The sequence below is a fragment of the Psychrobacter lutiphocae DSM 21542 genome (genome assembly GCF_000382145.1).
GTDB classification, from domain to species: domain Bacteria; phylum Pseudomonadota; class Gammaproteobacteria; order Pseudomonadales; family Moraxellaceae; genus Psychrobacter; species Psychrobacter lutiphocae.
In genome coordinates this window covers 75,729-95,813 of sequence record NZ_KB907626.1, presented here as the reverse complement: position 1 = coordinate 95,813, position 20,085 = coordinate 75,729, and the positions used below count along the sequence as shown (strand labels likewise).

General features: G+C 39.1%; 16 protein-coding genes. 5 read left to right on the top strand and 11 right to left on the bottom strand.

Features of this window, described 5'->3' with window-relative positions:
- Positions 1 to 126: 126 nt before the first annotated feature.
- Together H140_RS0103195 and H140_RS13775 are read right to left on the bottom strand one after the other, a co-directional pair.
- Positions 127 to 765, bottom strand: a complete 639-nt coding sequence (locus H140_RS0103195; protein ID WP_019672212.1) for an HdeD family acid-resistance protein — start codon at positions 763 to 765, stop codon at positions 127 to 129.
- Between the two features lie 259 nt (positions 766 to 1,024).
- A complete protein-coding gene (locus H140_RS13775; protein ID WP_019672211.1) occupies positions 1,025 to 2,563 on the bottom strand; it encodes an esterase/lipase family protein in 1,539 nt (512 codons plus the stop codon).
- A gap of 660 nt (positions 2,564 to 3,223) precedes the next feature.
- Between H140_RS13775 and tynA the strand changes: the two genes are divergently transcribed.
- Positions 3,224 to 5,539: a primary-amine oxidase gene (tynA, locus tag H140_RS0103185; RefSeq protein ID WP_051086846.1), complete on the top strand. Its 2,316-nt coding sequence runs from the start codon at positions 3,224 to 3,226 to the stop codon at positions 5,537 to 5,539.
- 201 nt (positions 5,540 to 5,740) lie between these two features.
- The gene (locus H140_RS0103180) at positions 5,741 to 7,165 is read left to right on the top strand and encodes an aldehyde dehydrogenase family protein (protein ID WP_019672209.1); all 1,425 of its coding nucleotides are present in this window, start codon (positions 5,741 to 5,743) and stop codon (positions 7,163 to 7,165) included.
- A 175-nt stretch (positions 7,166 to 7,340) separates the two neighbouring features.
- Here H140_RS0103180 and H140_RS0103175 read toward each other — a convergent pair whose 3' ends face one another.
- The 9 genes from H140_RS0103175 to H140_RS0103135 form a co-directional block, all read right to left on the bottom strand.
- On the bottom strand, positions 7,341 to 8,450 hold the full coding sequence (locus H140_RS0103175) for a TRAP transporter substrate-binding protein (protein ID WP_019672208.1): 1,110 nt from the start codon (positions 8,448 to 8,450) through the stop codon (positions 7,341 to 7,343).
- A gap of 507 nt (positions 8,451 to 8,957) precedes the next feature.
- Positions 8,958 to 10,151 (bottom strand): 3-oxoadipyl-CoA thiolase, encoded by a 1,194-nt coding sequence (locus H140_RS0103170; protein WP_019672207.1) that lies wholly within the window; start codon positions 10,149 to 10,151, stop codon positions 8,958 to 8,960.
- Positions 10,152 to 10,242: 91 nt separating this feature from the next.
- Positions 10,243 to 11,310: a 2Fe-2S iron-sulfur cluster-binding protein gene (locus H140_RS0103165; RefSeq protein ID WP_019672206.1), complete on the bottom strand. Its 1,068-nt coding sequence runs from the start codon at positions 11,308 to 11,310 to the stop codon at positions 10,243 to 10,245.
- Positions 11,311 to 11,412: 102 nt separating this feature from the next.
- Positions 11,413 to 11,904 (bottom strand): 1,2-phenylacetyl-CoA epoxidase subunit PaaD, encoded by a 492-nt coding sequence (gene paaD / locus H140_RS0103160; RefSeq protein WP_019672205.1) that lies wholly within the window; start codon positions 11,902 to 11,904, stop codon positions 11,413 to 11,415.
- Between the two features lie 8 nt (positions 11,905 to 11,912).
- The gene (gene paaC, locus H140_RS0103155; protein WP_167320782.1) at positions 11,913 to 12,686 is read right to left on the bottom strand and encodes a 1,2-phenylacetyl-CoA epoxidase subunit PaaC; all 774 of its coding nucleotides are present in this window, start codon (positions 12,684 to 12,686) and stop codon (positions 11,913 to 11,915) included.
- A 35-nt stretch (positions 12,687 to 12,721) separates the two neighbouring features.
- Positions 12,722 to 13,003: a 1,2-phenylacetyl-CoA epoxidase subunit PaaB gene (gene paaB / locus H140_RS0103150; protein WP_019672203.1), complete on the bottom strand. Its 282-nt coding sequence runs from the start codon at positions 13,001 to 13,003 to the stop codon at positions 12,722 to 12,724.
- A gap of 386 nt (positions 13,004 to 13,389) precedes the next feature.
- Complete coding sequence (gene paaA, locus H140_RS0103145) at positions 13,390 to 14,328, bottom strand: 1,2-phenylacetyl-CoA epoxidase subunit PaaA (protein WP_019672202.1); 939 nt, start codon at positions 14,326 to 14,328, stop codon at positions 13,390 to 13,392.
- A 34-nt stretch (positions 14,329 to 14,362) separates the two neighbouring features.
- Complete coding sequence (locus H140_RS15040; RefSeq protein WP_019672201.1) at positions 14,363 to 14,815, bottom strand: PaaI family thioesterase; 453 nt, start codon at positions 14,813 to 14,815, stop codon at positions 14,363 to 14,365.
- A complete protein-coding gene (locus tag H140_RS0103135; RefSeq protein ID WP_019672200.1) occupies positions 14,812 to 15,630 on the bottom strand; it encodes an enoyl-CoA hydratase-related protein in 819 nt (272 codons plus the stop codon). The genes H140_RS15040 and H140_RS0103135 overlap by 4 nt, the downstream gene beginning before the upstream one ends.
- Before the next feature lie 458 nt (positions 15,631 to 16,088).
- Here H140_RS0103135 and paaN point away from each other — a divergent pair, with 458 nt between their 5' ends.
- From paaN to H140_RS0103120, 3 genes are all read left to right on the top strand, one after another.
- Positions 16,089 to 17,774 carry a phenylacetic acid degradation protein PaaN gene (gene paaN / locus H140_RS0103130; RefSeq protein WP_019672199.1) on the top strand — a complete coding sequence of 562 codons (1,686 nt, stop codon included), beginning with the start codon at positions 16,089 to 16,091 and terminating at the stop codon, positions 17,772 to 17,774.
- Positions 17,775 to 17,956: 182 nt separating this feature from the next.
- Positions 17,957 to 19,507 carry a 3-hydroxyacyl-CoA dehydrogenase NAD-binding domain-containing protein gene (locus H140_RS0103125; protein ID WP_019672198.1) on the top strand — a complete coding sequence of 517 codons (1,551 nt, stop codon included), beginning with the start codon at positions 17,957 to 17,959 and terminating at the stop codon, positions 19,505 to 19,507.
- Between the two features lie 3 nt (positions 19,508 to 19,510).
- Entirely contained in the window at positions 19,511 to 20,083 is a 573-nt protein-coding gene (locus tag H140_RS0103120) for a hotdog fold thioesterase (protein ID WP_019672197.1), read from the top strand.
- The last annotated feature ends 2 nt before the right edge of the window (positions 20,084 to 20,085 follow it).

Here is a 20,085-nt window from a genome sequence, read left to right as displayed (position 1 = left end):
ATATCAGCTACATCATTGACATCATCAATAGTCACATAATCATAATAATCACCATAAAAAAGACCTAGTAATTAAAATTACTGGGTCTTTTGTTGTCTGGCACATTGATTTAACGATTAAATTGAATTAACGATTAAAATTATCATTAATCTCATTTTCTAATAACCGAATCTTGTATCTTAACTCATCCGGTATATTTTTTACCCGATTGTTCATCGCTCTTAACTTCCACGCCAAATACAAACTAAATACCCCAGATGAAATCAGCGCCAATCCCGTCCACACAATCAAGGTCATACCCGCAAATACCGGATTCCAGATTAATACAAACGCAAAAATCAGCCCCAACACACCCAGCAGCAGCAACAAACTCCAGTCGCCAATCGCATAACGCTTTAAATCTAACGAAAAACTAATAGCGCTAATGGAGCGAAACAAAATTAAAAAACCCACATAATAAGGCAAAGTGGTCATCGATAACGCAGGATTAATAAACAACAAAATACCCACGATCAACGTCAAAATACCAAAAGCCAACGTCCAGCCCCAGTTATCCATCACCTCTTTATTAGACAGAGAAAAAACAATCTCTGCAATACCAGTGACAATAAACGATATGCTAAACAGTACTGACAAAGCCAAATAAGAAGTCTCAGGCGACATAAAGGTATAAATACCAGTAGCGATAAATAGTACGCCCACAATTAAAGGAATATACCAATATCTGACCGACTCTGTCAGTGCTTTTAAGACTCCAACACTCATAATCCCTCCTAATTTATATTATTATCATTATTATCCGAATCTCAACTCTTTTTTTTAACCCTTGATTTTAAAGGGCTTAAAATATTTAGTTGTTAAGATTTACTGGTATAAACCTTTAAATATCAATAGGTTATAAATAGTTGAGAGCGGAGTGTTATTATAAATAATACCCCATTCCAACTTGAAAAATGAGGGTTAAAGTGTATCTTTATGCTGTTTTTTTGATGCTGTCTCTTTTAGATCCTACTACTTTTTTTGTCTAAACTACCACATCAATATCATCATCAGCAAAAGACTGAATGCGATTATTTAATGCAAAATCTGTCTTTCCATTATCCACCAGCCACGCCAGCACCTGCGCATGTACTCGGCTGTCATACTGTAAGTTTAGATGATTGACTCCATAAAACACCGCCTTATGTCCATCCGGCACATACAGATTGTGCTCGCCGTCACTTTCACCAAGCGCAGACTCAATGGTGACCAAACCATCGCCTACCCAAGTACTCGCTTTTGACGCATAGATACCTTCAGCGATAGTACCCGCAATTAAGAATGTATGAACATGCTTGGGCAAGCGTGCCGGATGACGAAACTCTTCTGGCAATACATCACGGCTGCCCAAATACTTCCAATCTGCATCACGAATACTACCATGACGCAAATCAATAATACCGGCGCTACGGATATTGCCCAATTTCGACAAAGATCCGGCAAAAGGTACCTTACCAACAATATCCAAAATCAAATGACTGATTCGCTCAAGCCCTGCACCTTGATGCGGAGAACCCAAGGTTATTAAGTTGCCTACCCTGTTTACCCAATCTCTACTTTGTAACTCCGCATAAAACAGCGCACTACGTGCCACTAAACCACCCATGCTATATCCCACCAAATCAATTTGACTGATGTCTGGATTGTGAGTTACCAACTCTTGTAGCAAACGGTTTAAACAATGACCATTTTCAGAAATGCGCCTACCAGTATTATAATCCAAATAAAGGACTGTACTTGCTGGCTGCGCCAAGGCTATTTTTTCACCCAAGCTATTGTCCTCTGTCGGATGCCAACTTAAATAACTTAAACACAGTCCATGCAACAAAATAACCACACGACCACAGATTTCTGTCCGCTGTGGCTGTCCATATCTACCATACAGCATCATGGAGACTGCTAATGGATTATTACGACTGACCAAATGATCCCCCAACATACCGTTAAGCACATTAGCCAGTAATTTCAATTTTTCTGGCAAAATACGTCTGTCTTGCTTTTTTAAGCTCTTGCGGTATAGCGCTACGCCAGCTTGGGTCAGACCATTGCCTACCTGATTCATACCTTTACGTAGTACATTATAAGCCTTACGTATCAAGCCTTGCTGCCAGCGAGTCAAATGATCTTCATTAAAGCGCCCTAATGGCCTTAAAATAATCTCCGAATGGATGGCCTCCACTATCTCAGTAGTCTCTACTGCACCTGTGGTCGTCAACTGCGCTAAGCCTTCAAAAAAATTGCTCAATGATAAAGGCTGCGCATCCTGCATACTCTCACAGCCCACCATCTCTGAATTAAATTCTGACTCAAATACACTGTCATCTAAGTTATCTAAATGATCTAGATTTTCATACAGATTGGTTAAAAACACTGGACTGGCTGGGGTAATCAGATCACATTTTTCATAATATCGATAGCGCAACTGATCTGCCACTGTTGAGGCATTTATTGTCGCTGTTTGCACCTTGGATTTGGCGGCTGATTTTGATGCTAGTTTGAATAAAGGAGACATAGCAATAGACATAAATAAGGTTCAATAAATGATTATAAATAGATCTTCCATATTATCCTGTCATCGCTATAAAGTAAAAACCTCAAGCGTGAACTTGAGGTTTTTTAATATTTTTAGCTTTATCTTTTAACTCTCTCTTAGAACAATACCTTTAGTAGGTTTAACATATTTAACCAAGTAAATCAAAGTCAAGCCCACCTTAATACTTGAATTCATTACAACCCTAATCTTAAGCCATAGCTGCGTTAAAAATTGTGATTAAAACGCACAATGAGACTTTTTATAGTCTAAGACTCATGCAAAAGGTCACCCATCTATACTCAAAGTCTACTATTGCCTTCCATTAAGCTTATTGCTATATTGCAGTAGTACGTAACTATTTATTTTATTATTTAAAGTAACTTTATTATCAAAGTAAAAAATAAATAATTAAGCTACGTCACTTATTACTAACAAAAGGATTTTGTTTTGTAGTAAGCGTTATAGACAACAAGCTTTGTGTACAATGAAGTGAGCATATTGCTGATTAAAGATAGCATTGACATATTATTAATTAATAAGTTTATTGATTAAGTCAAAGCTCTCATGCACTATCAAAGTTAAGTATCTATGCGTTTACAGTCAACTATAGTCTTGAAAATATGGAAGTTATCTATGACTAATACTATCTCTATGACTAATTTTAGTCACGCAAAAGCTATTAATGCCAAAGCTATACCTCTAAAACATAAACTACTAAAGTCACTCCTTAGCACTATCATCAGTGGGTTAATGCTCACTTATAGTGCTCAAGCACTTGCTCATGGTGGGCCTATCACCATGATTCCTTTAAATACTGCAATGGCTAGTGCAGGTGCCGATGTGGAGTACGATAGCTACGCAGATGTTTATACAGTGACTAAGAATTCAACACGAATTCAAATCAAACCAAATAGCCATACAGTGATGATTAATGGCAAGCCCTTAGATATTTCAAGCCCCTTGGTCGTAAATAACAACCAAGCCTTAGTTCCTGAATCATTGGTCAATGAAATTTTACAGTCAGATTTAGACCAGACTTTCAAAGTAGAACAAACTCCACATCCTCTTAACACTCTAACCAGTAAAGAGATCGAACAAACCGTCAATATTATCCGACAATCAAAACCAGAGCAAAATAATTTACGTTTTTCTGATATCCGCTTAAAGCAACCTGATAAAAATGCCGTTTGGCAAAGTGTCCTAGAAGGAAAGCCCTATAACGAGGATCGGGTGGCAACTTTTACAATCCTTAAAGGCAATATGGTACATGAAGGCGAAGTTAACTTAACTACCAACAGACTGACAGGATGGAAAACATTAGAGAACACCTTTGGTATGGTTCTATTGGATGACTTCAATACCGTACAAAACGCCATACAAAATAGTGATACTTACAAAAGTGCATTAAGTAAACGTGGTATCCATGACATCACTAAGGTGGTAGGCACGCCTCTAACTGTCGGATATTTTGGTGAAAGCGATACACTAGATAAACAATTAAGAGTCTTAAAAGTTGTCTCATATCTTGATGTTGGTGATGGTAACTATTGGGCACACCCTATTGAAAACCTAGTTGCTGTTGTAGATCTTGATAAACAAGAAGTTATTAAGGTTGAAGATGGCAGTGTAGTGCCTGTTCCTATGGCTTCACGCCCTATCGATGGTCGTGACCAACAAAATATAAGTAGTAAACCCTTAACCATCATTGAACCTGAAGGTAAAAACTATACGATTACTGGGCGTAATGTTGAATGGCATAACTGGAAATTTCATATAGGCTTAGACAGTCGTACAGGACTACAAATCAGCACCGTAACCTTTAATGACAAAGGCATTGACCGCAAGATTATGTATCAAGGTAATCTATCAGGCATGGTTGTGCCTTATGGTGACCCCGATGTTGGTTGGTACTTTAAATCATATCTTGACTCTGGTGAATACGGCATGGGTACATTAACCTCACCTTTAGAAAAAAACGTCGATGCACCACAAAATGCTGTCTTCCTAGATGCGGTCATTCCAGACTTTGAAGGTAATACCTATACTATTCCTAACGCTATCGCTATTTTTGAGCGCTATGCTGGTCCTGAATTTAAACACCAAGAAATGGGGCAAAAAAATGTCAGTACTGAAAGACGTGAACTGGTCGTACGTTGGGTAAGTACTGTTGGTAATTATGATTATATATTTGACTGGGTTTTCCAACCTAACGGTACGATAGGTATCAATGCAGGTGCAACTGGCATCGAAGCGGTCAAAGGTGTACTAGCTAAAACCATGCATGACCCCACAGCTAAAGAAGACACACGTTTTGGTACTCTTATTGACCACAATATAGTTGGAACAACCCATCAGCATATCTATAACTTCCGTTTAGATATGGATATTGATGGAGAAACCAATTATATCGCTAGGATCGACCCCGTTGTAGCTAAAAATACCCGTGGTGGCCCCCGCACTAGCACCATGGAAACCAGAGAAAGTATCGTACTATCTGAAGCAGATGCACAGGAAAAATTTGACCCGTCTACCATCCGATTGATAAGTAACTCTAGCAAAGAAAATCGTATGGGCAACCCTGTTTCCTATCAAATGATACCTTTTGCAGGTGGCACTCACCCTATCGCTAAAGGAGCAAATTTTGCAGAAGACGAATGGTTATTCAATCGTCTAAACTTCATGGATAAACAGATTTGGGTAACCAAGTACCATCCAGAAGAGCTGTATCCTGAAGGTAAATATCCAAATCGATCAGATAGAGATACCGGCCTAGGTATGTATACCGCAAACAATGACAACATACACAACAAAGATCTCGTGGTGTGGTTAACCACTGGAACTACACACGTTGCACGTGCAGAAGAATGGCCGATCATGCCAACTGAATGGGTTAATGTATTGTTGAAGCCTTGGAACTTCTTTGATGAAACACCCTCTTTAAATATGAATCAAAATAACAGTGATTAGGTATTTAAAAACTTAGAGAAGTTTAAGACTTAAAATTAAAAAAACAACTAATGCGATTGGAGTTATGGCTTGGAGTTGTTGAACGAACATAAATTAAAAATAGCAATAGAATCAAATTGTTATTAAGTTAAATTATGTATGGTAAGTCATACTCCCACGCTATCAAGACACTAACAAAATACAATTACAAGAGGCCCAACAGTGAAACAATTCAACTTACTAATAAATGGTAACAGTATCTCCACAACCGAACACTTTGATATCATTAACCCCGCTAATAAATCTGTCGTAGCGCAGAGTCCAAAAGCCAATATTGAGCACCTAAATGATGCCGTTGCTGCAGCAAACGCAGCTTTTCCGAAATGGTCTGCTCTTACCTATCAACAGCGCCGTGACCTACTCATAAAAATTGCAGATATCATTGAAAGCAATGGCGATGAGCTCATGCAACTACTTACCAAAGAGCAAGGCAAGCCCTTAAAAGGCTTTGCTAACTTAGGTTCTGGTTTTGAGTTTGGCGGTACCTTAGCTTGGATTAGAGCCACAGCCAGTATGGAATTAGCGCCTGAGGTCATTCAGGACAATGAAACAGCGCGTATTGAGCTACATCGCAAACCTCTTGGTGTCATAGGTTCTATTACACCTTGGAACTACCCATTATTAATCAGTATTTGGCATATTATCCCAGCGCTTTTAACTGGCAACACTGTTGTTTTAAAGCCCTCTGAAATGACGCCTTTAACCGTTCTACGTTTTGGCGAACTGATTAAAGATATTCTACCCGCTGGTGTTCTAAATATTGTCTCTGGTGATGGTAGTATTGGCGCATCCATGTCTTCACATCAAGATATCCAAAAAATTGTCTTTACTGGCTCTACCGCAACAGGTAAGGCCATTATGAAAAGTGCATCTGTTAATTTAAAGCGCTTAACGCTTGAGCTAGGTGGTAATGATGCAGCAATCGTTCTTGAAGATGCAGATATTAAAGCCATTACTCCTAAGATATTTGCCACCGCTTTCATTAATAATGGACAAACCTGTGCCGCCCTTAAACGTCTTTATGTCCATGAGTCTGTACATGATGAACTATGTACGGCATTGACCAGTATGGCTGGCAATATGAAGACTGGAAATGGTCTAGTGGAAGATACTGACTTTGGACCACTGCAAAATAAAAAACAATTTGAGATTGTAAACTCTCTTGCAGAAGATGCCAGAAAAAATGGAGCAAATTTCCTATGTGGCGGTGAGGTTATAGATGATAGTGGTTATTTCTACCCTATCACTTTAGTCAATAATATTAAAGATGGTACGCGATTGGTTGACGAGGAACAGTTTGGCCCCATACTACCAATCATTAAATTTAGTAATATTGAAGATGCTATCAACAGTGCTAATAGACTTTCGTTTGGATTGGGTGGCTCAGTGTGGTCTACTGATATCGAAAAAGCCCAACAAATTGCTTCACGCCTAGAGTGTGGCACAGTTTGGATCAATAACCATGCTATGATACAGCCTGATGCTCCTTTTGGTGGCGTTAAAGCCTCTGGATTTGGTGTTGAGTTTGGACTAGATGGTCTAAAAGAATTTACCTCGATACAAACGGTTCAAATCTCAAAATCTTAATCTTATATTCTTACACTTTTATCGCCATACTCTGAGCTGGTGCCTGAGTATGGCTACTACGACTTTACAATCTCTAACTTAGCTTTAGTGCATCTGTTCTCTTTTGCGATATATAGCGAGCAGACTCTCAGGAGCTATAAGCAATAACTAGTCTATAAGCAATAACTAAGATGTTTTACATCTTACAAGATGCACTGGCTTCTTTTGCTTTGGCATAAACCTCATCAGCATCTAAGCCTAACGCCTTAACATCATTAAGATACTTATTTGTACCTTGCTCTAATGGTACTTTCCAATCAGGATCATTTAGTGGATCTGGAATTTCTACAATAGTATCACCTTTTGCTTTCGCCTCTTCCATAACCTTAGCATCTTCTCTGTCAAACATCTCACCTACAATGTCAGCCATAACTTTACCTGAGTTATCATCAATGACTTTTTTAAGATCATCAGGCAGTGCATCATATTTGTCTTTATTCATCGTAACTAACAAAGCTGAACTATAAAAAGGAATGTTCGTATGCGCATTAACTAGCTCTACCAGCCTAAATGATCCCGTAGGACTCCACGCAAAGCTCAAACCATCAATAACATTGCGCTGTAAAGAGCTGTAAATATCCGAAGCTGGCAATCCGACAGGAGATGCCCCTGCAGCTTCGATAATATCACCTGCAATGGCTGATGGGCGGCGCAAGCGCATTCCTTTCATATCTTCAGGTGTGCGAATCACTTTATCTACAGTATGTAGTGCTCCTGGGCCTGCACCCATCATAAATAATAAATGAGTATCTTCATACTCACTCGCAATGACACCATCATCATATAACTTTTGTAACATACAGCTCATTTGACTGGCGGAATTGGATAGCCCTGGCAGCTCTGCAATCTGAGTTAATGGGAAACGTCCACTAGTATATCCCTGTGCTTGAGCACCTATATCAATCACTCCCTTAGCTGCAGAATCATAAGTAACATCTGGCTTACTCAGCGTAGCGGATGGGTATATTTCCACCTTCAAACGACCATCTGACTCTTCTTCTATTTTTTTGGCCCATGGCTCAAAAACATCTGTATGCATTGCTGCTGTTGATGGCCAAAAGTGAGAGAAACGTAATATCGTAGCATCTGCCTTAGCTGTTGATGTTGCCTCAGCGCTCTGCGTATCTCCAGTAGTTTGTTCTTGCGTTTCCGATGAGTTTGAACACCCGCTTATACCCAGTATACTGGCCATGAGAACTGCCAGTATACTGGTCTTAAACTGATGCGATAAGGCTTGAGTTAGCATTGTACTTCTTCCTTGAAATTAATTTTGGATACATAGTTAATTTGATTGAAATTACCTTTAATCCATAGTCTGGTAAGATCAATATAGTGAACTGGCTTAAATTACACAGGGCAATCGCACTATAGAAAATACTCGCTTAAAGTTAGTACAACTACATAATAAAACCAGGTTAGTTAGATATATTAACCAAAATAAATGCGTTTAGCTTATATTCTTCTGATTTTCGTCTTACAATTGATAATAACATCTATAAATGATTAGCAAATGAACAACTGTTTGCTAAAAATTATTTGTAGTGCGATTGCCCTGTTAAATTACAGCCTTTTAGTGAAAAATTAAAGCCACTTAGCTATAATTTTTTATTTACTAACTGCTTTATGTGGTTAGAAATTTGAGGGTGTTGCACTTCAGAGTTGAATCCAAGATACCATATATCAAGTTTTAGGCTATTTTTAGCCCATTTAAATATCATTGTACAAATTAAGGACACACTCTAAACTTTAAAGTCTAAACAGCTTCAATTGCCATTGCAATACCTTGTCCAACACCGATACACATAGTTATCAATGCTTTACTCCCTGGCTTACCTGCAATATCAAGCATTGCACTACCTGCAATTCTAGCTCCTGATGCACCTAAAGGATGCCCCAGCGCTATAGCACCACCATTAGGATTTAAACGAGGATCTGTTAGCTTTAACCCAAAATAATTGATAACCGCTAAGCTCTGACTAGCGAATGCCTCATTTAATTCAATGATATCAAAATCATCCATAGTTAAATTCGTACGCTTAAATAAGGCCTCAACAGCTGCTATCGGGCCTATACCCATAAGGCGAGGCTCTACACCACGTGATGCTGTCGCTATAACTCTTACCTTTGGTATTAAGTCATTCTTTTGACAGGCATCGCCCGATGCCAGTAATAGTGCTGCCGCACCATCATTAACACCAGAAGCATTCCCAGCAGTTACTGTGCCGCCCGGAAAAATTGGCTTTAACCTAGCTAACTTCTCTAGGGTAGTATCAGGACGTGGATGCTCATCTTTATCAACGATAACTTCACCACGTTTACGGTCGTTATAAGTTACAGGAATAATTTCTTTTGCCAACCTTTCGGTTGCTTTAGCAGCTTTCATTTGTGAGTGATAAGCAAACTCATCCTGCGCTTCACGTGAAATCCCATACTCTTTAGCAACATTTTCAGCAGTTTCTGGCATAGAGTCACTGCCATATTGTTTTTCTAATACTTTGTTGGTAAATCTCCAGCCAATCGTTGTATCATACATTTCAGCATTTCTATCAAATGCTGTTGTAGGTTTTGCAACTACAAATGGGGCTCGAGACATCGACTCAACACCACCTGCGAGCATGATATCCGCTTCCTCTGACTTGATAGTTCGAGCAGCCAGCCCAATACTATCAAGCCCAGACCCACATAACCTATTTAGCGTTGTACCTGGCACCTCTACTGGATAGCCAGCTAACAATAAAGCCATACGAGCCACATTTCGATTATCTTCGCCAGCTTGGTTCGCAGCACCAAATAAGCAATCATCAACAAGCTTAGGATCAAAATCATGAGCTTCACGGATGTGGCGCAACACCATCGATGCCAAATCATCAGGACGTATGCTAGAAAGCGAACCTCCATAGCGACCAAAAGGGGTACGACAATAATCTACAATATAAACATCCTTCATAACCATATTCTCATTAATTAGTCATTTTTTATCTCTCATAGCACACCATGAGGACTGTTAGCGCTAATCAAGCAATTGTTGACTGACATGATTAAATATCAAAGTCAACAATAGCGGTTTCTGTTTTGATATGAGCTTGGCAAGTTAATATATAGCCATTATCAATTTCATCATCTTCAAGCCCATAATTAACATCCATTGTTGCCGATCCTGAAACCAGCTTTGCTTTGCAAGTCGCACACACGCCACCTTTACAGGCAAAAGGAACGTTTGCGCCAGCCTCAATAGCAGCATCTAATATATTTAAGCCTTCAGGTACATCTATTATCTGCTCTCGACCACCTGAGATAACCGTGACTTGTTTTTCTGTGCCATCACGCTTGATAACCTTACGAGGAGTTTGACTACTTGGTATACCAAAAAGCTCCAAATGAATATTTTTTTTATCAATGCCTTTCTCCATCAATGCCGATCTAAAACCTTCAATAATAGGCATAGGACCGCATAAATAGGTATGATCAAGCATTTTTAGATTTACAAATGACGTTAGTAGTTGCTTGAAGCTCTCACCTTCTGGTCGTGCTGATAGCAAATCTAAATCACGAGGCTCACGGGTTAATACATGAACAACTGAAAGCCTATCTAGATATCTATTTTTTAATGCTTCAATTTGATCAAAGAACATCACAGTTTTTCGCTTGGCATTAATATAAATGAAGTCGATGCTTGTATGCTCTGTTTCCTCTAATAAATACGTCATCATCGATAATACTGGAGTGACACCACTACCTGCGGCCACAAACAAATAATGTCTAGCCTCTTGCATTGCTTTATGGTCATCAAGTGGTAGGCAAAAATCACCCTGAGGTGCCATAATATCTAACGTATCACCCACTTGAATATTTTTTCGAGCATATTGAGAGAAAACGCCCTCTGGCACACCTTTAATACCAATTCTCACAAAGTCTTTTCCCATCTGACAAATAGAATAAAAACGCTCTTCCTCTTTATCATCAATAAGCGCTTTTAATTTTAAATGTTGACCTGGCTTTGCTTTGAATTGATTAGCTAAATCTTGGGGGATATCAAATTTGAGAGTAATGGCTTCCTCAGTTTCAGGAAGCACTTCAACAACCTTTAATGGGTGAAAAACTGACATAATTATTCCTTTAATATCTGTCGATAAAATTCTTGCAAGCTATTTAGTATTAGCCATAACTTATCTGTGAATCAATATTATCTATAAACCTATGTCATAAAGCTAATGACATTTGAAATACTCAAACGGCTCTTTACACTGTAAGCATCGATATAGTGACTTACAGGCAGTGGATCCGAATTGGCTTACTAGTTGATAATCATCGCTACCACAATTTGGACAACGCTTAGGCTCGTTATCTGTATCCGAGCCTGGAGGTGCAATGCCATATTCTTCAAGCTTTTTGAGTGCTTCTGGCTTAATCCATTCCGTTGTCCATGCCGGTATCAATTGCTCTTTTAAAATCGGCTTAGGGTAGCCTGCATCAGTTAATGCATCACTGACCATTTTCTGAATAGCTTCAGTAGCAGGACATCCCATATATGTTGGGGTTAACGTTATAGTGATAGTACCTGCTGACTCATCTATATTTACATCTCTAATGATGCCCAAATCATTTAAGGTCAATACAGGTACTTCTGGATCTGGAACAGTAGCCAGTATTGACATAATTTCATCAGCATCAAGCATAGGTCTAAGGTTTATTTTAGTCATATCAATACCTACCACCGAGCATTGGGAAACTCTCGCCTCACAGATTGCATTTCTGCTAACAAATACCCTAATACCTCTGTGTGCAAGCCTTCTGTACCACCTCTATGATGATAGACTTCTTGTGGCAAAGTTAGGTTGGCTTCTTCTAGTAATGCCAGAACATCGGCGCGCCATTGCGATTTTATATCCGCCATAGAGTCAATCACACCCATATCTTGAGCCGCTAAAATAACGGCATCTTCTTCAAAAAGCTCAGCCGTATATGCCCAACAATCATTTAAGGCATTTTGTACTCTTTTATGACTCTCATCAGTACCATTTCCTAAGCGTACAAGCCATGAGCGCTGATGTATGTAATGATACTTAACCTCTTTAGATGACTTGATAGCGATATCTCTGAAACTATTTACTTGGCTTTTTTGCATCGAACCGTACAGGTACTTGAAATACGTGCTAATAAAAAAACCACGCAAACTTGTAAAACCGAAATCACCATTTTCAAGCTCAGCTAGTAAATAGTTGGTGTATTGTCGTTCATTACGAAAATAGGCTAACTGGTCAGCATCTCTTTTTTGAGCATCATGCTCAGATGCGACATTTAACCATGCCATTGCTTGACCTAATATATCAAGACCAGTATTTGCTAAAGCCAACTCCTCTTCAATAGTCGGTGCTTTGCCTACCCACTCGCAATACCGTTGCGCTAACACTAAAGTTGTATCGCCTAAACGTAAAGCATAATCAAACAGAGGTTTTTTTTGGTTGTTGTGTTCCGTATTCATATTCATTACCATATCCATTGTTAAAATATCGTTGCTTACATATGACCCACTTCATCAGGGATTTCATAAAATGTTGGATGACGATAAATTTTATCAACTGAAGGCTCAATGAATACATCTTGATCGCTATAATCTAAAGAGGTAATGTCTTTAGACTTAACAACCCAAATAGAGGTTCCTTCGTTACGGCGGGTGTACAAGTCACGTGCATTTTGTAATGCCATTTCATCATCAGTGGCATGTAAAGAACCCACATGCTGATGAGATAATCCTGCTTTTGCTCTTATAAATACTTCATATAATTTTGACTGGCTCATTTGCTAACTCCTTTAGCGTTTGCTGATAAATAGCGCGTGTTTTCAATTAGTATAACTATCTTTGTTTGACTATAATGAATCGTATTTTTATCACCATTTTTAAGATGAAAACATGCCCTTGAAAGATTTATAACTACCAACCTAAAGATTTATAACTACCAACCTATTGTCAATAAATATCCAATATCTATTGATGAATCAATTGATAAGCAAATAGGTATATGATAGGTAAACAGATAGACACCTCACTCTCAACTTAATCAACCCTTTATTAGCTAATATTTTTGACACAACTAACTATTTTTTATCATAAATTCTGGGTGAAGATCACAGCCTATATCAATAGCTGTGATTGAGGCGTAAATATGAACTGCATAAATACACAATTAGGCTGCTTTTTTAGCTTTTTGTTTTCTATTATATGCAAGCGCTGCATCTACTACCCATTGACCTTCTTCTTGGGCTTTTCTGCGTGCATCCATACGGGATTTATTACAAGGTCCAAAACCACTAACAACTTGCTTAAACTCATCCCAATCAATCTCGCCATGCTCATAATGCCCAGTCTCTTCATTATATTTTAAATCTGGGTCAGGAATAGTTAGCCCTAAATACTCCGCTTGAGGAACAGTAATATCAATAAACTTTTGGCGTAGCTCATCATTACCAAAACGCTTAATCTTCCACGCCATAGACTGCTCACTATTTGCTGAATCACTATCATGAGGACCAAACATCATCAAAGCTGGCCACCAAAAGCGATTCATAGAATCTTGTACCATAGCTATCTGATCAGGATCACCACTTTGCACCATTTCAGTTAACATTTCATAGCCTTGGCGCTGATGGAATGACTCTTCCTTACAAATGCGTACCATTGCACGTGCATAAGGACCATAAGAAGTACGTTGTAATGCAACCTGATTTACAATAGCAGCACCATCTACAAGCCAGCCGATCATACCTACATCTGACCAGCTTAAAGTTGGATAGTTAAAAATTGACGAGTATTTCATCTTTCCAGCAAGCATGGCGTCAATCGTTGCTTGACGATCCGCACCTAAGGTTTCAGCTGCACAATATAAATATAGTCCATGTCCTGCTTCATCCTGTATCTTTGCCATTAAGATTGACTTACGGCGTAGCGAGGGGGCCCGAGTTAACCAGTTTGCCTCAGGTAACATACCAACAATTTCTGAATGTGCATGTTGGGAGATTTGACGAATAAGGTTTTTGCGATACGCTTCAGGCATCCAATCTCTGGGTTCAATTTTTACATCGCGCTCAATCTTATCTTCAAACCTTCTCATTTCTGCTTTTGACATAACTTACTCCTTGTTATCACTGTCGATTTACTATTTAAATAAATATATAGCATAATGTAGATAGCGCACATAGCTTGTCATCTACATCAAAGAACTCCACTTGACCTCTGACAACCTTACTGCCAGCACGTATAACATTCGCTTTTATGGTAACGACACCTTCTTTTATCGGTCTTAAAAATTCGGTATTAGTATTTAACGTCACCATCTCTTTTTCTTGACCAACCTGTGCCAAAACTGGATAAATGAGCAGGGTATCAGCAGCTGCCATGATAGCTTGACCTGACATAAGTTTGGTTGATGCAGTTCCTGGGACTTTACGATATAAATCAGAGTTATACACCAACTCAAAAACTGCCTGTCCTGCGCTTAGCTCTATCACATTAACCACAAAATTCTTTAGAATCCAAGCAGGTAAAACCTCATCATTCTGCTTTTGAAAGATATAACCGTATTTATCCAATATTTCAGGGCTAGCTTTAATCATGACTGGCTCTCTTTGCCACCATTAGACTCTTTAAAAAAAACAGCTGGTCGTTTTTCTAAAAAGGCAGTAACCCCTTCCTTATAGTCATCACTATAACCTGCTTCGCGTTGATAAGTTGCCTCAAGCTCTAGTTGCTGCTCTAATGAGTTGGTAGTGGCTTGGTTTAAAGCTTTTATTGTTAAGGACATACCAAGCTTAGGTCCGTATGCAAGGTTTGTTGCAAGCTTATTTGCTTCACTCATCAGTCTTGATGATTCATACACCTTCCAAACCAACCCATAATCTAAAGCCTGTTCAGCACTTAACGTTGCATTAGTCAGTACTAACGCCTTCGCACGTGCCAATCCAACAAGCTGTACTAACTGCCAAGTTAAGCCAGAGTCAGGTACTAAGCCAATCTTGCCAAATGCCATTGCAAATTTGGTTGTCTCAGAGCATAAAACTATGTCACAAGCCAAAGCTATACCAATACCAGCCCCTGCTGCAACACCATTTACGACTGCAACAGTCGGCTTTCCTAAATTTTTAATACGCTTAATTAGTGGGTTGTAAAACTCAGTAATGGTTTGACCTAAATCATAGACTTGCTTGCGTGGATCTCTGTTACCCAAATCTTGACCAGCACAGAACCCTTTTCCTGCGCCTGTAATAATAATTGCACGTGCTTTATCATTAGCAGCAACTTCATCTATCACAGCTGCTAGCGCATGGTGCATCTCTTCATTAAAAGCATTAAGCTGTTTTGGGCGATTTAAGGTAATGGTGGCGACACCATTTTGATAGACAATTTGAACTGTATCTGATGTATAAGACATTTTTCAATCCATTGAAATATAAGCTTAATTTTATTAAAACTGAATGTCACTAACACAAAGTTAGTAAGATAGTATGAAAGTGTAATAGGAAAGCAACAGTAAATAAACTAGTCGTTTTTCAAAGGAAGATAGGTGGCTCTGATAGGCTTAGCATGGAGACAAACAGTGTCATAATGTGCTAACAGCAACTGGCTTCCTTTCCATCTGCTCATATCATTAGCGTTTTAATAATAGTAAAACATTAAATTTAAGTTTACAAGTGTGTTATTGCTTGTCTAATATTATTTTTAAATCATCATATTGCAACCATTTTCATAATGGTGTATTGTTTTTTGAGTTTACAAGTGTGTTATTAGGAAGTAGACCTTCTCAGTTATAGTATTAATTTTTAAACTTAATTGAATCAAGTTAAATCCACAGGGTTTATTCAGTCGGAACATAATTAAAAGGAGTATTAGATGTCCGCATTATATGAAAAACATAAAGACACCCTACTAAAAGCAAAACAAGTAATTAAAACCCGAGAAGAATGGGCAGCTTATCCTGAAATGCCCAGTGAGCGACATTATGGAGAGGGTGCAAAGCAAAAGGGGGAAGATGATTTTAACGCTCTATTGGGGAATAAATTTGAGCTCAAAGTACCCATGCAAGATGCTGACTATGTCACATGCCAATCAACTTCTCCCTTCGGTATTGACACCACCATGCAATTTCCGAAACTTGACAAAAAAACACTATTAGATCGCTCTCAGCAAGCACAAAAACAATGGCGTCGTCTGGATGCTGAAACTCGATTTGGTGTGTGCTTAGAAGTCCTTGAACGACTGTCTAAAAAATCTTTCCTGATGGTTCATAGTGTGATGCACACCACAGGCCAACCTTTTATGATGTCATTCCAAGCAGGCGGTCCCCATGCCTTAGAAAGAGGCTTGGAAACCCTCGCTTATGCTGCAAATGCCATCGAATCAACTGCCCCAAGTGTTCAGTGGAATAAAGTAACAGGAAAAGATAAAGAAGGTAATTTAATTACGGTTGCAATGGACAAACACTTTATTCCACGTGGTAAAGGCATTGATGTTACGATAGGCTGTGCAACTTTCCCAACATGGAATGGTTATCCAGGTATTTTTGCAGCACTGGTAACAGGTAATAGTGTGATCGTTAAGCCATCTGATAACGCCATCCTTCCTCTTGCGATAACAGTTGATGTTATGCGTGAAGTCTTACAAGAAGAAAATATTAATCCTGATGTCGTACAACTGGCTATTTCTAATGGCGACAATGCTTATACACAGGATATTCTTAAAGACAAGCGCATTAAGATGATTGACTTTACTGGTAGTAACGCATTTGGTGATTGGCTAAAAGAAAACACGAATGGTGTTCAGCTTTATTTAGAACAGGCAGGCCTAAATAACATTCTGATTCAATCAACTGATAACTTCAAAGCCATGACCAGCAACATCGCTTTTTCACTATCCCTATACTCTAGTCAAATGTGTACTGCACCTCAAAACATTTATATTCCGAAAAACGGCATAGAAACAAATGACGGGCATAAGAGCTTTGATGATGTTGCTCAAGGTATCGCCACTGCCGTTGAAAAGCTATTAGGTGACGATCGACGTGCATTTGCACTAATGGGTGCGTTAAATAATGAAGGCGTCTGCAAGCGCGTAAATGATAGTGCTCAAAGTGACAAAACTTTTGTGCTAGCGATGGAAAAAGCTAACTTTGAAGCCTTCCCTAATGCCAACACAGCCAAGCCTCAAATAATTAAAGTGGATCAAAATGATGCATTAATTTATGAGGAACAGTTTGGTCCTATTGCTTATGTAATAGAAACGGAGGATGCGGACAGCGCATTAACTCTAGTTTGTGACAGTATTGAAGAATATGGTGCAATGACAACTGCACTTTATAGTGTAGAGGATGATTTTAAACAAAAAGCAATAGATGATATTGCCGATGCTGGATCACCTTTATCTGTTAACTTAACAGGTGGAGTATATGTCAACCAATCTAGTGCCTATTCTGACTTTCATGGCTCAGGATTAAATCCTGCTGCTAATGTTAGTCTTACAGACTTAGGTTTTGTAGCACCTCGATTTGGTTGGGTTACCGTACGTGAGCAAACCAACTAACTGCTATTATTGAGAAAGTCCATTTAAAAAAGTCCATTTTTTATTATTTAAATGCTTAACGTTAACAACAATTAACGTTAAGCACCTTTCAGCTTTGATGCATTCATCGAATATAGCAGGACGCTAAAGCTGATTGATTTTACATAAGATATTTATATACCATAACAAAACAAGGATGTTTTATGAGTGATGAAAGACTCACCGTTGGTGTTATCGGTGCAGGTACAATGGGTCAAGGCATTGCACAGCTTGCATTGCAAGCAGGGCATAAAGTTGTATTGGTTGACCAGTCATCCGAGCAATTACAAAGAGCAAAGAACTCGCTCGATAGCTTGTTCACTAAATTTGTCAATAAAGAAAAGATAACTCAGCAAGATAAAGTCCAGTGGCTGTCTGCTTTAACACTCAGTGAAAATAACGATGCCCTATCAGATGCTAAGCTGGTTATCGAGGCTATTGTCGAGCGCTTAGATATCAAGCAAACAGTCTTCCAAAACCTTGAGTCTATTGTTAGCCAAGACACCATTCTTGCAACAAATACCTCTTCATTATCAGTAACAGCGATTGCCTCTTGCCTAAAAAAACCTGAGCGTTTTATCGGATTACACTTCTTTAATCCACCAGGTATCATGCCACTTGTCGAAGTGATTGAGGCGTTGCAAACCTCATCAGATACCACCGAGATTTGTATTAAACTGATGCAAAGCTGGGGGAAATCGCCCGTTAAATGTAAAAACACACCAGGCTTTATTGTTAATAGAGTAGCTCGACCCTTTTATATCGAAAGCTTTCGATTAATCGAAGATCAAATTGTCACGCCTAGCCAGCTGGACTCTAGTTTGCGTAACGCAGGATTTAAGATGGGACCTTGCGAGTTAACTGACTTTATTGGTCAAGATGTAAACTATGCTGTCAGCTGTTCAGTTTTCGATAGCTTATTCTACCCTCCACATTTGCGACCAAGTCTGATACAAGGCAGCTTAGTAGAAGCAGGCTTCCTGGGTCGTAAGAGCGGTAAAGGTTTTTATGATTACAAGCAACCCTCACCACATCCATCTAAACCCTTATCTCACAATACCAGTAACCAGCCAAGCGATAAAAACAATCCCACTGGTGACTTAAAGCGTTATGCTTTATTTAAAGCCTTTGGCAACCATCCATGGGTCGCTGAACAAAAAGCACATCTAAGCTCAAAAATAACAGATGCCAAATCAGCCCCTCATTATGACCAGCTCATTGGCATTTTAGATAGTAATGTCTATGTTTATGCATCAGATGGCAGATTAGCCGCTGAGTGGGAGTACTCTTGTGAGCATCCCGTCATTCTTGCTGATATTAAAAATCCCAATGTTTTAGACACGACTGTGGCCATCGCAGCGGGCCCCATCGCTCAAAAGATAATGGAAGGTAAACAACCAGAGCCGTTGGGAAATATTCACTGGACAATCGTGCCAGATTGCCCAGGTCTAATAAACTTGCGTGTACTTAGCATGATTATTAACGAGGCCGCTATTTGTGCAACCCAAGGTATCGCAACCCCTGAAGGTATTGATAAAGCTTTAAAAGGCGGCGTTAACTACCCTTTAGGCGCCTTTGAGTGGCTAGATGTAATTGGCATAGAAGTCGTTATAAATACTCTTGAGACCCTAAGACGATTATACGGAAGTAGTTGTTACACTGTACCACCTATGCTAATGACCCAATCAAATAATAAATCTATTGCTAAGGAGTAGCTGATGAACAGTACAAATAACACTCCTATATCAGAAGAGCTGAACTCTCCAGATACCTCTGCTAATGTTCGGAAAAGTAGCTTGTGTAAAGCCAACTCTACTTGTAATAAAAGCGCTACTGATGTGACGCTCAAGCAGTTATTCGAGCAACGCACTTCCGATGAACGGGCACATAATATTGCTCAAAAAATGCTCGATAACTGTTCATTTTCAGCCCATTTGGGTATTGAGTTGGTTGACGCTAGAGCGCACTACTCTGTATGTAAGATGAAAGTTGAGTCTAAGCATACCAATGGTCATGACACGTGCCACGGTGGTGCAATCTTTAGTTTAGCAGATACTACTTTTGCTCATCTTTGCAACGCTAATAATCAAGTTGTAGTGGGACATATGTGTACCATTGCATACTGGCAGCCCGCATTGATCGGTGATGAGCTATATGCTTACGCATATGAGTCAGGCGTTTATGGACGCTCAGGCTCCTATCGTGTCGAAGTAACCCGAGGAAAAAACGGTGACATACTAGCCGAATTTCAAGGGTTTAGCCGTGCTTTAAAAGGAAAAATGCATTTTTAATG

Bases quoted from the DNA above. Each gene is read 5' to 3' on its own strand.
- tynA (WP_051086846.1), top strand. From the start codon at position 3,224: ATGACTAATTTTAGTCACGCAAAAGCTATTAATGCCAAAGCTATACCT.
- H140_RS0103165 (WP_019672206.1), bottom strand. From the start codon at position 11,310: ATGTCAGTTTTTCACCCATTAAAGGTTGTTGAAGTGCTTCCTGAAACT.
- H140_RS15040 (WP_019672201.1), bottom strand. From the start codon at position 14,815: ATGATTAAAGCTAGCCCTGAAATATTGGATAAATACGGTTATATCTTT.
- H140_RS0103125 (WP_019672198.1), top strand. From the start codon at position 17,957: ATGAGTGATGAAAGACTCACCGTTGGTGTTATCGGTGCAGGTACAATG.
- H140_RS0103195 (WP_019672212.1), bottom strand. From the start codon at position 765: ATGAGTGTTGGAGTCTTAAAAGCACTGACAGAGTCGGTCAGATATTGG.
- H140_RS0103170 (WP_019672207.1), bottom strand. From the start codon at position 10,151: ATGAAGGATGTTTATATTGTAGATTATTGTCGTACCCCTTTTGGTCGC.
- H140_RS13775 (WP_019672211.1), bottom strand. From the start codon at position 2,563: ATGTCTATTGCTATGTCTCCTTTATTCAAACTAGCATCAAAATCAGCC.
- H140_RS0103120 (WP_019672197.1), top strand. From the start codon at position 19,511: ATGAACAGTACAAATAACACTCCTATATCAGAAGAGCTGAACTCTCCA.
- H140_RS0103135 (WP_019672200.1), bottom strand. From the start codon at position 15,630: ATGTCTTATACATCAGATACAGTTCAAATTGTCTATCAAAATGGTGTC.
- paaC (WP_167320782.1), bottom strand. From the start codon at position 12,686: ATGAATACGGAACACAACAACCAAAAAAAACCTCTGTTTGATTATGCT.
- H140_RS0103175 (WP_019672208.1), bottom strand. From the start codon at position 8,450: ATGCTAACTCAAGCCTTATCGCATCAGTTTAAGACCAGTATACTGGCA.
- paaB (WP_019672203.1), bottom strand. From the start codon at position 13,003: ATGAGCCAGTCAAAATTATATGAAGTATTTATAAGAGCAAAAGCAGGA.
- paaD (WP_019672205.1), bottom strand. From the start codon at position 11,904: ATGACTAAAATAAACCTTAGACCTATGCTTGATGCTGATGAAATTATG.
- paaA (WP_019672202.1), bottom strand. From the start codon at position 14,328: ATGTCAAAAGCAGAAATGAGAAGGTTTGAAGATAAGATTGAGCGCGAT.
- paaN (WP_019672199.1), top strand. From the start codon at position 16,089: ATGTCCGCATTATATGAAAAACATAAAGACACCCTACTAAAAGCAAAA.